Below are 14,087 nucleotides of genomic sequence, written 5' to 3'. Positions count from 1 at the left end.
TTTGCTTTAATATTTCTATCATTCTTGATGATTCTGAACAATATAGCTTCAATTTGTCTATAAAATTAAAATTCTGTTCATAAAAAAAGACAATCAGAAAATATTTCTAGCAAATTCAATTCTGAATGAGCGATCTACTCCAAAGCTGTCTTTTATTCTATTCGACACGATATTCCTGAAATCAAAGCCGATGGTTAGACCATCAGCAATAGACCAACGAACTCCGAAATTCAAATATCCCCTTCCTCTGCCAACTATTTTGGAGTCATCGTTCAATCCGATGTCATACTCTGCTACGACTGATACCTGGCTCCCGATTGTTTTTTCCGCTCCGATGGTTAAGTTTAAATTATTATCATCGTCCTGAGTTTCAAGACTATAATTTAAGGCACCATGAATACTGAGCATTCCCATCACATTCAAATTTTTACTTGCTACTAAATAAAATCCAGGAGATTTTATTTCAAATCGTTTTAAGTCTTTAAAAAAATGTCCCTTACCTTGTGAATCGAAACCAAGTAAAATAGCAGGAAAAGCGACCTCCTCTTCGAAGACACGAAACTTCACGTTCACGCCCGGATAGTTGTAAAATTTCATATCACCGCGTCCGATAAAATTACTCGCACCATATGAAATTCCGAAATTGAATTGATTGAAAATCCCAACATCAATTTTCAAAATGAAAACTCCATCCGGTAAATGTTCTGTACCAATTGCAAACATTCCCCGCGAGAGAAGTCCTGCTGTATTCATATCTATTAAATATCGAGGCTCAACAGTTGACTTTGCACCAGCACTACCTTGGGCTTTTAACACATTTGTAAATGAAATCAGAGTTATAAACATTAGAAATGTTAGCCGTAAAAAATTAACTATCTTCATCGAAGTATACTTTCTCTTTTATAAATGTTTTTCTAAGAATTTAACAATCACTTGTTTACTTTAATTCAAAGGATGCTTTTATCCCCTTCGTTTCTCCATTTTTGGTTAGCATGTAGTCAAAACCTGTTCGAACTGAATATGCGCCAGTTTCCCCCTTGCTGTTCATCGCAATAAAAGCAGCTTGACCTATATCCGTTAAATATTGCTTACTGACTTTGATTACTCTTTTTACTGCAAATACACAGGCTTCTTGTGGAGACATCCCGTCTCTCATTTTTTCAACAATCAAAAATGAAGCTAATGAACGCCAAATTGCTTCGCCAATTCCCGTTCCTCCGGCAGCACCAACATCATTATCGAGATAAAGTCCTGCACCAATAATTGGAGAATCGCCAACACGTCCATGAATTTTCCATGCAAGCCCGCTCGTCGTACAGGCGCCCGATAAATTTCCGTTGTTATCAATTGCGAGCATGGTGATTGTATCGTGATTTTCTTCTAATCGGCGAAAATCTGTTTCCGCACCTTTTTCTTTCAATTGATTCCAGCGTTTCAGACTTGCTTCAGTAAGAAGATTTTCCGTTTTGAATCCATTCGCCAGCGCAAATCTTTTTGCCCCTTCTCCTGCTAACATTATGTGACGAGTTTTTTCCATTACTTTCCGAGCAACGGAAATTGGATTACGAATATTTTGAATATACCCAACAGCCCCAGCACGTCCGCGCCAATCCATGATACTAGCATCGAGAGTGACAACACCAGTTTCATCAGGCAGTCCGCCATAACCAACAGACATATTATTTGGATCGTCTTCTGCAACTCGAACTCCAGCTTCGACAGCATCGAGCGAGTTTCCCCCCTTAGCCAATATTTCCCAAGCTTTAATATTCGGTTCATGACCACGATCCCAAGTCGTAATGACTACGGGTTTCTCAACTTTTCCAGAAAATGAATGTTTTGACGAAGCGAATGTCTCATTGCCAATCAGAGCAATACCTGCTCCGGCAACGGCCGCATTTGTAATGAATTTTCTTCTGTTGACCTTTTTCATAATCAACTCCTATTTATTTTCCAGGTTGTTTGCCCTTTTTTATCTTCTAACTCAATCTGAAGTTTTTTCAATTCATCTCTAATTTTATCAGAGACTTCAAAACGTTTTTCATTTCGAGCGTCATTTCGAATAGAAATAATAATATTCATTAAATTATTTAACAGAGTTTCACCGTGCCCGGTTTTTTCAGTGAAGTCTATAATTCCCAAAACATCTCCTCCAATTAATTTAATTGTGCTCAACATCTGTTTTCTATTTTCTTCAGATAATTTTTCATGTCTCGAAATAAATAGATTTATTTCCTTGCACAGATCGAAAATGGTTGCTAAAGCCTGCGGAGTATTGAAATTATCATCCATTGAACTTTCAAACTGAGATATGAATTTTTCTGTACTAAATTTCTCTTGATTTTCTTCAGCATATAAGGACGTATTAATTTGATGGATAGTATTTTTTATTCTTTTCAATGCAGTTTCTGAACTAGCGAGTAAATCATCGCTAAAATTTAACGGTGCGCTGTAAAGAGTCTGGCAATATAGAAGTCTTAAAGCTTCTGCAGAAAATTTTTTTAGTACATCCCGCAGCGTGAAAAAGTTTCCCAATGACTTTGACATTTTTTGATTATCAATATTCAAAAAGCCAAAGTGAATCCAATATCTTGCAAGCGGTTTTTTCGTAGCAGCTTCACTTTGTGCAATTTCATTTTCGTGATGTGGAAATATCAAATCGTTGCCGCCGGCATGAATATCAAAAGTCTCTCCAAGGTTTTTCATAGACATCACAGAACATTCAATGTGCCATCCAGGTCGCCCTTTTCCCCACGGGCTTTCCCAAAAAGGTTCTCCTGGTTTTGTTGATTTCCATAATGCAAAATCGGCCGGATTTTTCTTTTGCTCATTAACATCCACACGCGCCCCGCTGATTAAATCTTCAAGCTTTTTTCCGGAAAGTTTTCCATACCCATTAAAATTTTCGACATTAAAAAAAACATCCCCATCGACTACATAAGCACTTCCATTTTCAACAAGTTTAGAAATTAGATTAACGATTCCATCAAAATTATCTGTAGCTTTTGGATAAAAATCCGCAGGTTTGATTTTCAATTTTTCGATGTCTTCAAAAAAGGCGCGAGTGTATTTTTCTGCAACTAATTTCGCATCAATTTTTTCTTCAATGGCTTTATTAATTATTTTATCATCAATGTCCGTTAGGTTCATCACAAATTTTACATCAAATCCCTTATAACGGAAATATCTATTAATAATATCAGCCATTACGAATGAACGTGCATTCCCAATGTGAAAATAATCGTAAACTGTTGGTCCGCACATATACATTGAAATCTTTTCTGGAATCAGAGGTTGGAATTCTTCAAGTTTTTTAGTGAGAGTATTATAAAACTTTATAGCCATGCTGAATAATTTTTATTAAATATAATGAATAACTCAACTTAATAAAACATATCGGCTTAATAGAGCAGGTTCATTAAGCTTTAATAAATTGGATTAATAAAATTGAAAATATGGCAGAGGAAAGTTTTTATGAGATTCAGACTTCACTCACTGTTATATCTATCGTGCAATTAATACGGTAGGAATAACTGCCGAAGCAGCTATTCCTTAATAACCTGATGGGTTTATCCAAAGAATTTTATTTTTTAATCTTCACCCTGAGCTTTGGTGAACGATGGCTGCCCATTGAATTCTCTTAATTTTTCAACATGCATCCATTTGTGCAGAGCGGCGACTTTTTGTAAAAGTTCAAATATATTTTCATCATTTAGTGAGGCAGTCTCATCTCGTCTGATGAATCTGCATCTATAATGATCTACAACATCGGTGATTGCACCTGTTGCAGGATATACCTTTGTTCCTCTGTTGGAAATCATTTTCAGTTTTAATTTAGTTGATTTACAAATCTCGTCAAGACTTTTACCTAAGCTATCCGGAAAAAGTGGAGATTCAATGAAGATGTCCGAACCAATCAATTTATGATTTTCTATCTTAACAATATCAGGAGCTTTATCTACAGCTGGTAATTTAATTTTCTTATAGTCCCGAACACTCCATTTCTTAGCAGTTTTTCCTAAGTTGCCGATTATTGTATCAGTATATTTTGTTGTTGGAGTTCCCTTATCGTAGCCAACAACGTCACCAGTTTTTACCTTTCCTTCTTCCAAAGTTACAAGGACAGCATGTTCTATTTTAGAAGCGGCTTCAAACTCATCCAAATATCTCAGCATCATGATGGCCGAAAAGATAAGAGCGGTAGGATTGATCACATTCTTCCCTGCATATTTTGGCGCAGAACCATGAACAGCTTCAAAAATAGCCACTTCATTACCGAGATTTGCAGAAGGTGCAAAACCCAATCCGCCGATCAGCGCTGAAGTCAAATCGCTGATGATATCACCATTCATATTTGTGGTTACAATCACTTCAAACTGCTCAGGTTTTTTTACCAACTGATGAGCGCAGTTATCAATTATTATATGTGAAGATTCGATATCTGGATATTCAGGTGCAATTTCCTCGAAGGTTTTCTTTAGCATGCCTTCTGTGAATTTCATGATATTTGATTTAGTAGCACAATGAACTTTGGTTCTTCCTTCTGATATCGCAAATTCAAAGGCTAATCGAATTATCTTTTCACAACCTTTTTTGGAAATTAATTTTAGACATTGGGCAACGCCTGGAGTTTGCATGTGCTCAATCCCGGCGTAAAGGTCTTCAACATTTTCTCGCACAACAACTAAATCAATATTACGGCCGCTATAAGGAGTGATTATGCCAGGCAGTTCTCTAACGGGCCGAATATTAGCAAATGTTTCAAAAAGTTTTCGGAGTGTAACGTTTGCACTTTTTTCGCCGAAGCCGACTGGGGTTTCAAGAGGGCCTTTTAATACAACTCTTGTTTTGCCAATTGATTCGATTGTTTCTTTTGGAACACCGGATTCGAGACCTTTTTTAAAAACACTGAATCCTGCCTCTCTTTCTTCCCACTCTATCGCTACACCAGCAGCTTCAATAATTTTTCTTGCTGAATTAACAACCTCAGGTCCAATTCCATCGCCTGGGATTAACGTAACTAATTTCTTTCCCGATTCGGTAATGTACGTCATTTCATTCCTCTCTAATTGTTTAATTAATAGTGGTTCACTATGACAAAGATAACTTACAAGAGTTTTATTTCAAACATCAAGAATCCAAAAAACAACTCTCAATTGAATCGAATGCCACTGGTTTTTTCTATTATTTAAATGTTGGTTTAATTAATATTTATTATTGAAAAAATTCGAAAGATTCATTCTAAGATGAGCATTCCAATCCAGAACAATTACCCGTGATATATCATATCAACATCATAAATTAATACAATTCCACCTCGATCCAGAATTATTTTTTCAACACCCTCAGAAATTTTAACAGCTGTTGGTTCATCGCAACAGATTATTACCATTATATTCCGGAATGTATCCGTAACATCATCATCAAATCTTTTTTCACGACTTCCCTTACCAAATACCTCTGGGATGACCGTATAACCCACTTCCAACTTTTCAAGGAGAGAAGTAATTTTTTCCAGTACAATTGAATCCGTTATTATTTCTACTTTTTTTAGAGTTTTCATTTTACATCCAGATTAAATTGATAACGTAATAGTAAATTGGAATACCGAGGAGTATATTCATGGGAAAAGTAATCACTAAAGCCATTGTAACGTACAAACTCGGATTGGCTTCGGGTACAGCGTATCGCATAGCAGCTGGAACAGCTATATAAGATGCACTTGCACAAAGAATCGTGAACATCATTGCATCACCTTTCGAGACTCCGATTAGAAACGAGATTAAAATTCCAATGGCAGCATTTAACAAAGGAACAATAATTGCGAATGAAGTGCTGAAGATCCCAACTTGCTTTATATCACTAATTCTCTTTGTTGCAATCAAACCCATATCAAGTAGAAAAAATGATAGCACACCCTTGAATATTAAATCTGTAAAGGGTGAAAGGGCTTCATCCCCCTTCTCTCCAGAAATGAATCCAATTAAAAGACTGCCGATCAGCAAGAAAACAGATCCGTTAACAATTGATTTTTTAATTACTTCTGCAAAACTGAAAATGCTTTCCCTGAGTTTGAATTTTCCTGTAAATAGCCTGATCAATATAAGTCCAATTACAATCGCAGGAGATTCCATGATAGCCATACCTGCCACTAAATGTCCGCTATAACTTATTTGTAATTGTTTTAAAAATGATCCTGCGGTTATAAAAGTTACTGCACTAACTGATCCATAAGCAGCAGCAATTGCTGCAGCATTGTATACATCAAATTTCCACCTTAAAATAAAAAAGGCACAAATGGGAACGAACATCGCCATAAAAATTGCAGCAAAAAGAATTAGAATGACATCTTGATTCAATCCGCTATTAGCTAATGAAGTTCCACCGTGAAAACCAATTGAAAACAATAAATATAAGGAGAGTAATTTTGGAACGGGCTGAGGAATATCTAAGTCAGATTTAACAATCACAGCGAGAATTCCCAAAAAGAAGAATAAAATTGGTGGATTAAGTAGATTTGATAAGATAAAATCTAGACTCATCGGATAATCCTACTTATTTTCTATAGACCAAGTTCAGAATTGATTGTTGTAAAGTTGTTTATAAAGGACTTACTTTAAGTTAATATTTAAATCGAATTTCGTTTCGAAATTTGAAAAAAGTTTACGATTTGATTTAACTTCGGCGATAAAATAATAAATTCCTATTGATAAGCAAATAACTATAAAGAAGCAGGATTGCCTTTGCATCCCTTTCTCGGTAATTTAGTATAAAATTTTTCAATCAAAGGAGATAAAATGACAACGATTATAGATGTAATTGGAAGAGAAATACTTGATTCAAGAGGAAATCCTACAGTTGAGGTAGATGTTTATCTTGAAGATGGTTCGGTTGGAAGTGCTGCAATTCCAAGCGGAGCGTCAACCGGAACGCTTGAAGCTGTTGAACTTCGTGATGGAGACAAATTACGTTATCAAGGAAAAGGTGTACTCAAAGCAGTAGAAAATATTAATGAAATAATTGCAGAACATTTAATCGGTTTCGATGCAACAGATCAGATTGGAATTGACAATATGATGATAGAGTTGGATGGCACTCCAAACAAAGCAAATCTTGGTGCAAATGCAATACTTGGTGCATCGCTAGCAGCAGCAAGAGCTGCAAGTTACGCGCTTGGGCTTCCACTATATAGATATATCGGGGGGACAAATGCAAAAGTACTTCCAGTTCCATTAATGAATATCATTAATGGAGGCAAACATGCCGATAACAATGTAGATTTTCAAGAATTTATGATAATGCCCATTGGGGGTGAATCTTTCAGAGAATCACTGCGGATGGGAGTTGAGGTATTTCATAACTTAAAAACTGTTCTGAAGAAAAGAGGTTATAATACTGCAGTTGGTGATGAAGGCGGCTTCGCTCCAAATTTGAAATCAAATGAAGAAGCAATAGAAGTTATACTTGAAGCAATAAAAATCGCTGGATTCAAAGAGGGAACAGATATTTCAATCGCATTAGATCCAGCAGCGAGTGAATTTTATGACGATAAGAAAAAGAAATATGTCTTTTCAAAATCTGATAAATCAGAATTGTCGTCGGAGAAAATGGTCGATTACTGGAAAAATTGGGTGGAGAAATACCCGATCATTTCTATTGAAGATGGAATGTCTGAGTTGGATTGGGATGGATGGAAACTTTTAACTGATACTGTCGGTTCGAAAATCCAACTTGTTGGTGATGATGTGTTTGTAACTAATCCAGAGATTCTAGCAAAAGGAATTGAAAAAGGAATTTGTAATTCTATTTTGATTAAAGTAAACCAAATTGGAACACTGACAGAAACTCTGAATGCAATTGAGATGGCTCGACAATCCGGATACACTTCCATCATCAGCCATCGCTCGGGTGAAACTGAAGATACAACTATTGCCGATATTGCCGTTGCAACAAATGCGGGAATGATTAAAACTGGATCAGCTTGCAGAACTGACCGTATTGCAAAATACAATCAACTTTTGCGAATTGAAGAGGAGCTTGATATTCACGCACAGTATCTAGGAATTGCTGCTGTAAATTGTGCGAAATAAAATCTCAACTGTTTTAAATTCAAACTGTAATTACGAAATAGAATGCGGATTTAGCGGATTGAACAGATACTTCAACTAGCTCAGTACAAGTTTTCATGGATTTGAAAAAAAAATAGGAGGTAAAATTATGAAACTTATAAAAAGCATACTGATATTAACTTTTTCTTTAGGATTGACAATGACTTCGCACTCTGAAAATATTTTTCCTTACGAGATTAAACAATATTCTTTAAATAATGGTTTAAATCTTGTAGTGATCCCATACAATAGTCCTGGCGTTGTTGCCTATTACACAATTGTTCGTACAGGTTCAAGAAATGAAGTTGAACCAGGCAAAACAGGATTCGCACACTTTTTCGAACACATGATGTTTCGAGGAACTGAAAAATATTCAGATGTTGAGTATAACCGTGTTTTGAAATTGCTCGGCGCAGATTCAAATGCGTTTACATCATTGGATTTAACCGCGTACCATATAGTCGCAAGTGCAGATGCACTCGAAACAATAATCGATATTGAGTCAGATAGATTTCAAAACTTAAAGTACAGTAAGGAGCAATTTCAAACCGAAGCCGGTGCAATTCTTGGTGAGTACAATAAAAGCGCAATGAATCCTTTTCAAATTTTGAATGAAGAAATGTCGAAGCTCGCTTTTAACTCTCACACTTACCGCCATACTACTATTGGTTATTTAGAAGACATAAAAGAAATGCCGAATCAATATGAATACAGTCTTCAATTTTTTGATAGATACTATCGTCCGGAATATTGCACAGTTGTAATTGTCGGCGATGTGAATTTCGACAAAGCGAAATCACTTGTCGATAAATATTATGGAAATTGGAAACGAGGTTCCTTCATACCGAACATTCCCAAAGAGCCCGAACAAAAAGCAGAAAGGACGCTTGATGCTAAAGCTCCGCACAAAACTTTACCTTATCTTTATGTTGGATACAAAGTCCCAGAGTTTAATGATCTCAGTAAAGATATTGCTGCTTTGAATGTTATCTCACGGCTTCTCTTTGCAGAGACCTCTGAACTTTATCAAAAATTAGTTCTCGATGAAAAGCTTGTCGACTTTGTTTCTGGAAGCGCGCCTTTGAACCGTGATCCTTCATTATTCCGAATTTATGGGCGAATAAAAAAAGAAGGCGACATTGATAAGGTAAAAAATTCAATCTACAATGCAATTGATGAGCTAAAATCGAATCCCGTCTCTCCAAAGAAATTGAACGATGTAATTTCCAATCTGAAATATTCATTCATTCACGGGCTTGATAATCCGGATGATGTTGCATCGACAGTTTCTTATTACGTTAACCTGACTAACGATCCTATCAGTTTGAACAGATTTTATTCGACAATATCAAATATCACTCCGGATGATATTCAAGCTGCAGCAAAAAAATATTTCGGCAGTGAAAGCAGGAATGTTGTATTACTTACATCAGGAGGAAACTAAAATGAAAAAGATTATTAGTCTATCAGTTATTTTCCTTCAAATATTTATGTTTGACTCTATGGCGCAAAGTATGAAATTTACTTCAATTAAAATTACAGATTCTCCTATCATCTCGTTTAGAATTCAGTTCCGAGTCGGAAGTGTAAACGAACCAGATGGTAAAGAAGGATTAAACCAATTAACTGCAGATCTTATTTCACAAGGCGGATACGGCTTAGTCACCTACAAAGAAATGCTCGAAAAACTTTATCCAATGGCAGGGAGAATCGGTGTGATCCCGAATAAAGAAGTTACAACATTTGTCGCGGAAATTCACAAAGACAATCTTGAAAAATTCTGGAATATTTTTGAACAGGTTATCACCAACCCGCGAATGGATGAAAATGATTTTATACGGCTCAAAGATTTACAGTTGAATTACATTAAAAACACTTTACGAAATGAGAATGATGAAAATCTCGGTAAAGCTGTTTTAGAAGAGATGCTTTATGAAAATCATCCATATGGAAATATCGAAGCAGGAAAAATATCGAGTCTCAACTCAATAAATCTCGATGATGCAAAAAACTTCTATAAGAAATATTACACGCAGACGAATCTAACTGTTGGGATAGCCGGTAACTTTGATAAAAAATTCATCGACAAAATTAAATTCGATCTTGTGAAGCTTCCAAAGGGAAAAACAAATGTTGTTAAACTGACTCAACCAAACAAAATTCAAGACGTTGAAATTAATCTCATTGAAAAGAAAACAATTTCAACTGCCCTCTCATTTGGATTTCCCGTTAATCTGACTCGTTCGAGTAAGGAGTTCCTTGCCTTGATGATTGCCAATTCTTATCTCGGAGAGCATAGGACATTCAATGGAGTATTGATGAATAAAATGAGAGGTGACCGCGGATTAAATTACGGTGACTACTCTTATATTGAAAATTTTATTCAAGAAGGGGGAAGTACATTTCCGCTTCCGAACATTCCGCGTCAGCAGCAATTTTTCAGTGTATGGATTCGCCCCGTTGCAAATGCGAACAGGCATTTTTCTCTGCGAATGGCAATTCGGGAAATTGAACTTCTAATTAAAAATGGAATTCCAGAAAAAGATTTTGAAGAGACGAAGAAATTTCTAATCAACTACTCAAAGCTTTGGGTACAGACGCAATCACGCAGACTTGGATATCAAATGGACTCAGACTTCTATAAGACAAAATATCTCATAGACGAAATTGCAAAGAAAATGCCAAAGATCTCTAAAAAGCAAGTCGATGATGCAGTTCGAAAATATTTAAATACAAAAAATATCAAAGTCGCAGTAGTGTCCGAAAACGCACAAATGTTTATGAAGGATCTTCTAGAGAACAATGTTTCTCCAATGACTTATCAACATTCAAATATTTCACAGCACATTTTGGATGAAGATAGAGACATCCAAAAATATTCTTTTAAGATTAATCCAGACAAAATTAAAATTATAAACGTTGAAAACGTTTTTGAATAATTAATAACCATAGAGATGCAATGATTTGTATCTCTACATTAATAAATTAATGAATATGAACACAAAGAAAAAAATTTCAGAACTGAATGCACTGATCAAAAAACGACACATCGAAGTGATTGATTTGAAATGCACCGATTTGATCGGCAAGCTTCATCACATCTCACTTCCAATTTCAGATATGACACTTGACGACATTGTGAAGAATGGAGTTGGATTCGACGGTTCGAGTTATAAATTCTCAAAAGTCGAAAACAGTGATATGATTTTAATTCCCGACTTGGAAACAGCAGTGATCGATCCATTTAGAGAAGCTCCAACTTTAAGTTTCTTTACGAATATACATTTAACTGATTTAAAAAGATCTCGTTTTGAACAAGACGGCAGATACATCGCTGAAAAAGCAGAAGGCATTTTGAAGAAACACAGCGTTGCCGATCGATCTTGGTGGGGACCCGAATTCGAGTTTTACATTTTCAGTAAAGTTGAATATGATACTCGCACAGCTTCGTCTTATTATAGAATTGAACACGGAGAAGAGTTTTATGCAAACGCCTATCATGCCGCAAATCCGTTCGATATCTACGATGATTTCCGTGATGAAGCGTGCAGCTATCTGAAAAAATTTGGTGTAAAAGTTAAATATCATCATCATGAAGTCGGTGAACGCGGACAACAAGAGATAGAAACTCATTTCATGAATCTTCTCGAGGCGGCAGATAAAACAATCATCAGCAAGTATACCCTTTTCAATTTATCACGCATTAAAAACTTATTCGTCACTTTCATGCCCAAACCAATGTTCCATCAAGCTGGAAATGGACTTCATGTTCATCAATTTCTTACAAAGAAAAGCAAAAATGTATTTTACAAAAAGGGTGAATACGGAAATCTAAGCAAGACAGCTTTATACTACATCGGCGGATTATTGAAACATGCACCTGCTTTGTGTGCATTTACAAATCCAAGTACAAATTCTTATAAACGACTCGTTCCAGGTTTCGAAGCTCCGGTTGCAATTACATTTGGCCAAGCAAATCGTTCTTCAGCGATACGAATTCCAAAGTACATTAACGATCCAAAGATGACGCGAATGGAATATCGCCCACCGGATGCAACCTCAAACCCATACTTATGTTATAGTGCAATGCTGATGGCTGGATTAGATGGAATCATAAATAAGATTGAGCCTTCCCAAGAAGGATTCGGTCCGTACGATACGAACATTTTTGATTTAGGAAAAGATAAGACCATTCACTTTCTCCCAAGAAATTTAGCAGAAGCTTTGGATGCCCTTGAATTGGATAATGAATTTTTGAAACGCGATAGTGTATTCACAGACAAACTTCTTGAACAATGGATTAAGTTGAAAGAGGAAGAAATAAAATCAATTGCTACAATGCCGCATCCTTTCGAATACAAGATGTATTTTAATTTATGAGCCGAATCTAAAAAGGTACAATTGATGAAAAAATTTTTCGTTTTTCAACTAACATCCGATTCTAAATCAATGCTGCAACCTATTTAGAGCAGGCTCATTTGTAGCTGAAGTTAGATATCGTGCTGAATCATCAGTCGGTAATCGTTACTCTAAAATATTTACTGGCTTTTTGATGTTAAACTTGATTTCGAAACATTTTGAATTCCTGACAAGGTTTGCAAGCTTCAAATAAGGTTTATTCAACTTCTTCCAGAATCTATTTAATCTCCGAGCATAAATATTGATTACCGCCTCTTCAATCCGCAATAAAAATATTCTTCTCATCAATTGAATCTGCGAATAAAATTTCTTGTGCCCTTTCATTTGAGCTAATTGTAATTCCAGAATTGAAAAGTTCCTTGGTTGAAAAACTACATGATGAGCATCGTAAAAGCTCCAATCGTTCAATAAAATTCGATTTTCATTAATTAATTTTTCATAAAGACTTGTTCCTGGAAATGGAGTGAGTAATAAAAACTGTACAGAGCTTAGCTTGTGTCTCTTCGCAAATTTGATAGTCGCATTGCAGGATTTGGCAGTGTCTTCATCAAATCCAAATACAAACATTCCGTGTATAGCAATTTTGTATTTCTTTAAAATGTAAATTGCTTGGATACTGTCATTTACATCTTGCTTTTTCTTCATGCTCAGTAAACTATCAGGATTTGTTGATTCAAATCCTATGAACACCGTCTGACAGCCTGCCTGTTTCATCAATCGAATCAATTCCTCATCTTTCGAAATATCAGCTCTCACTTGTGCAGACCATTTCAGTCTGAACTTTCTCCTGATCATTTCTTCAAGCAATTGTTTTGTCCTTTTTCTATTAGCGAGGAAATGATCGTCGTAAAAGAAAATAAAATTGTTTGGATCATCATTGTATTCAAAAATTTCTTCGAGGACATACTCCACTGAGTTAAAACGATATTTATGCCCAAACATCGTAGTTACTGAGCAAAATGTGCAATCGAACGGACAGCCGCGAGAGGTTTGAACAGGAATAATTCGGGTGTTATTTAAATTCTTCATCCCCCCCTGTATCAAAGTAAAATCCGGGTGAGGAAGTTCATCAAGATTGAAGATATGTTCTTCGGTTGAATTGTGAATAATTTCAGAACCATTTTTGAAGGAAAGGTTTGGAACATCATTCAAGGAGTAATCATAATTTAAAGCATCCACCAATTTCAGAAAAGCTTTTTCTCCTTCACCACGAATAACAAAGTCAGCATGCTCGAGTGCTTCATCTTTACAAAACGTTACATGAGAACCGCCGAGCACAACTGGGATTCCAATTTTCCTGCAATAATCTGCGATGGCGTAAGCACGAGGTGCAGTTGAAGTAATTGTAGAAATTGCAACGAGATCAAATTCCCAAAGCAGTTCTGAATTCAGCTCTTCAATATTTTCAATTAATACTCGACACTCATATCCATGTTCTTTGGCAATTGTTGCAAGAAGGATTGTTCCCAATCTCGGAAGTGCAAATGTTGAAAAAATGTGGAGGTCAGGTGATTTTGGTTCTATAAATAATATTCTGTTGATCATTTAATTTCTTTCGTG

The 14,087-nt window shown here is 35.9% G+C and carries 11 protein-coding genes; 4 read left to right on the top strand and 7 right to left on the bottom strand.

Features of this window, described 5'->3' with window-relative positions; translation table 11 throughout:
- Nucleotides 1–93: 93 nt before the first annotated feature.
- From FJ213_05290 to FJ213_05265, 6 genes are all read right to left on the bottom strand, one after another.
- Nucleotides 94–846 carry a YjbH domain-containing protein gene (locus tag FJ213_05290; GenBank protein ID MBM4175574.1) on the bottom strand — a complete coding sequence of 251 codons (753 nt, stop codon included), beginning with the start codon at nt 844–846 and terminating at the stop codon, nt 94–96.
- Nucleotides 847–937: 91 nt separating this feature from the next.
- The gene (locus tag FJ213_05285) at nt 938–1,933 is read right to left on the bottom strand and encodes a N(4)-(beta-N-acetylglucosaminyl)-L-asparaginase (protein MBM4175573.1); all 996 of its coding nucleotides are present in this window, start codon (nt 1,931–1,933) and stop codon (nt 938–940) included.
- A gap of 2 nt (nt 1,934–1,935) precedes the next feature.
- A complete protein-coding gene (locus tag FJ213_05280; GenBank protein MBM4175572.1) occupies nt 1,936–3,339 on the bottom strand; it encodes a cysteine--tRNA ligase in 1,404 nt (467 codons plus the stop codon).
- Between the two features lie 251 nt (nt 3,340–3,590).
- Nucleotides 3,591–5,054: an NADP-dependent isocitrate dehydrogenase gene (locus FJ213_05275; protein MBM4175571.1), complete on the bottom strand. Its 1,464-nt coding sequence runs from the start codon at nt 5,052–5,054 to the stop codon at nt 3,591–3,593.
- Nucleotides 5,055–5,269: 215 nt separating this feature from the next.
- On the bottom strand, nt 5,270–5,563 hold the full coding sequence (locus FJ213_05270; GenBank protein ID MBM4175570.1) for a transcriptional regulator: 294 nt from the start codon (nt 5,561–5,563) through the stop codon (nt 5,270–5,272).
- A 1-nt stretch (nt 5,564) separates the two neighbouring features.
- A complete protein-coding gene (locus tag FJ213_05265) occupies nt 5,565–6,542 on the bottom strand; it encodes a sodium-dependent bicarbonate transport family permease (GenBank protein ID MBM4175569.1) in 978 nt (325 codons plus the stop codon).
- Between the two features lie 255 nt (nt 6,543–6,797).
- Here FJ213_05265 and FJ213_05260 point away from each other — a divergent pair, with 255 nt between their 5' ends.
- From FJ213_05260 to glnA, 4 genes are all read left to right on the top strand, one after another.
- Nucleotides 6,798–8,090 carry a phosphopyruvate hydratase gene (locus FJ213_05260; protein ID MBM4175568.1) on the top strand — a complete coding sequence of 431 codons (1,293 nt, stop codon included), beginning with the start codon at nt 6,798–6,800 and terminating at the stop codon, nt 8,088–8,090.
- Nucleotides 8,091–8,217: 127 nt separating this feature from the next.
- Nucleotides 8,218–9,552: an insulinase family protein gene (locus tag FJ213_05255; GenBank protein ID MBM4175567.1), complete on the top strand. Its 1,335-nt coding sequence runs from the start codon at nt 8,218–8,220 to the stop codon at nt 9,550–9,552.
- Nucleotides 9,473–11,047 carry an insulinase family protein gene (locus FJ213_05250; protein ID MBM4175566.1) on the top strand — a complete coding sequence of 525 codons (1,575 nt, stop codon included), beginning with the start codon at nt 9,473–9,475 and terminating at the stop codon, nt 11,045–11,047. Before FJ213_05255 ends, FJ213_05250 begins: the two co-directional genes overlap by 80 nt.
- 55 nt (nt 11,048–11,102) lie before the next feature.
- Nucleotides 11,103–12,488 carry a type I glutamate--ammonia ligase gene (gene glnA / locus FJ213_05245; GenBank protein MBM4175565.1) on the top strand — a complete coding sequence of 462 codons (1,386 nt, stop codon included), beginning with the start codon at nt 11,103–11,105 and terminating at the stop codon, nt 12,486–12,488.
- A gap of 144 nt (nt 12,489–12,632) precedes the next feature.
- Here glnA and FJ213_05240 read toward each other — a convergent pair whose 3' ends face one another.
- A complete protein-coding gene (locus tag FJ213_05240; GenBank protein MBM4175564.1) occupies nt 12,633–14,069 on the bottom strand; it encodes a B12-binding domain-containing radical SAM protein in 1,437 nt (478 codons plus the stop codon).
- Nucleotides 14,070–14,087 lie beyond the last annotated feature (18 nt).

The sequence above is a fragment of the Ignavibacteria bacterium genome (genome assembly GCA_016873845.1).
GTDB lineage: Bacteria > Bacteroidota > Ignavibacteria > Ch128b > Ch128b > JAHJVF01.
Note: the sequence above shows the minus strand (reverse complement) of the source record. Positions and strands in the feature narration are given on the sequence as shown.

What these genes read in the sequence shown, in the direction of transcription:
- FJ213_05260 (MBM4175568.1), top strand. Translation starts at nt 6,798, where the DNA reads ATGACAACGATTATAGATGTAATTGGAAGAGAAATACTTGATTCAAGA.
- FJ213_05285 (MBM4175573.1), bottom strand. Translation starts at nt 1,933, where the DNA reads ATGAAAAAGGTCAACAGAAGAAAATTCATTACAAATGCGGCCGTTGCC.
- FJ213_05265 (MBM4175569.1), bottom strand. Translation starts at nt 6,542, where the DNA reads ATGAGTCTAGATTTTATCTTATCAAATCTACTTAATCCACCAATTTTA.
- FJ213_05270 (MBM4175570.1), bottom strand. Translation starts at nt 5,563, where the DNA reads ATGAAAACTCTAAAAAAAGTAGAAATAATAACGGATTCAATTGTACTG.
- FJ213_05255 (MBM4175567.1), top strand. Translation starts at nt 8,218, where the DNA reads ATGAAACTTATAAAAAGCATACTGATATTAACTTTTTCTTTAGGATTG.
- glnA (MBM4175565.1), top strand. Translation starts at nt 11,103, where the DNA reads ATGAACACAAAGAAAAAAATTTCAGAACTGAATGCACTGATCAAAAAA.
- FJ213_05275 (MBM4175571.1), bottom strand. Translation starts at nt 5,054, where the DNA reads ATGACGTACATTACCGAATCGGGAAAGAAATTAGTTACGTTAATCCCA.
- FJ213_05250 (MBM4175566.1), top strand. Translation starts at nt 9,473, where the DNA reads ATGATATTCAAGCTGCAGCAAAAAAATATTTCGGCAGTGAAAGCAGGA.
- FJ213_05290 (MBM4175574.1), bottom strand. Translation starts at nt 846, where the DNA reads ATGTTTATAACTCTGATTTCATTTACAAATGTGTTAAAAGCCCAAGGT.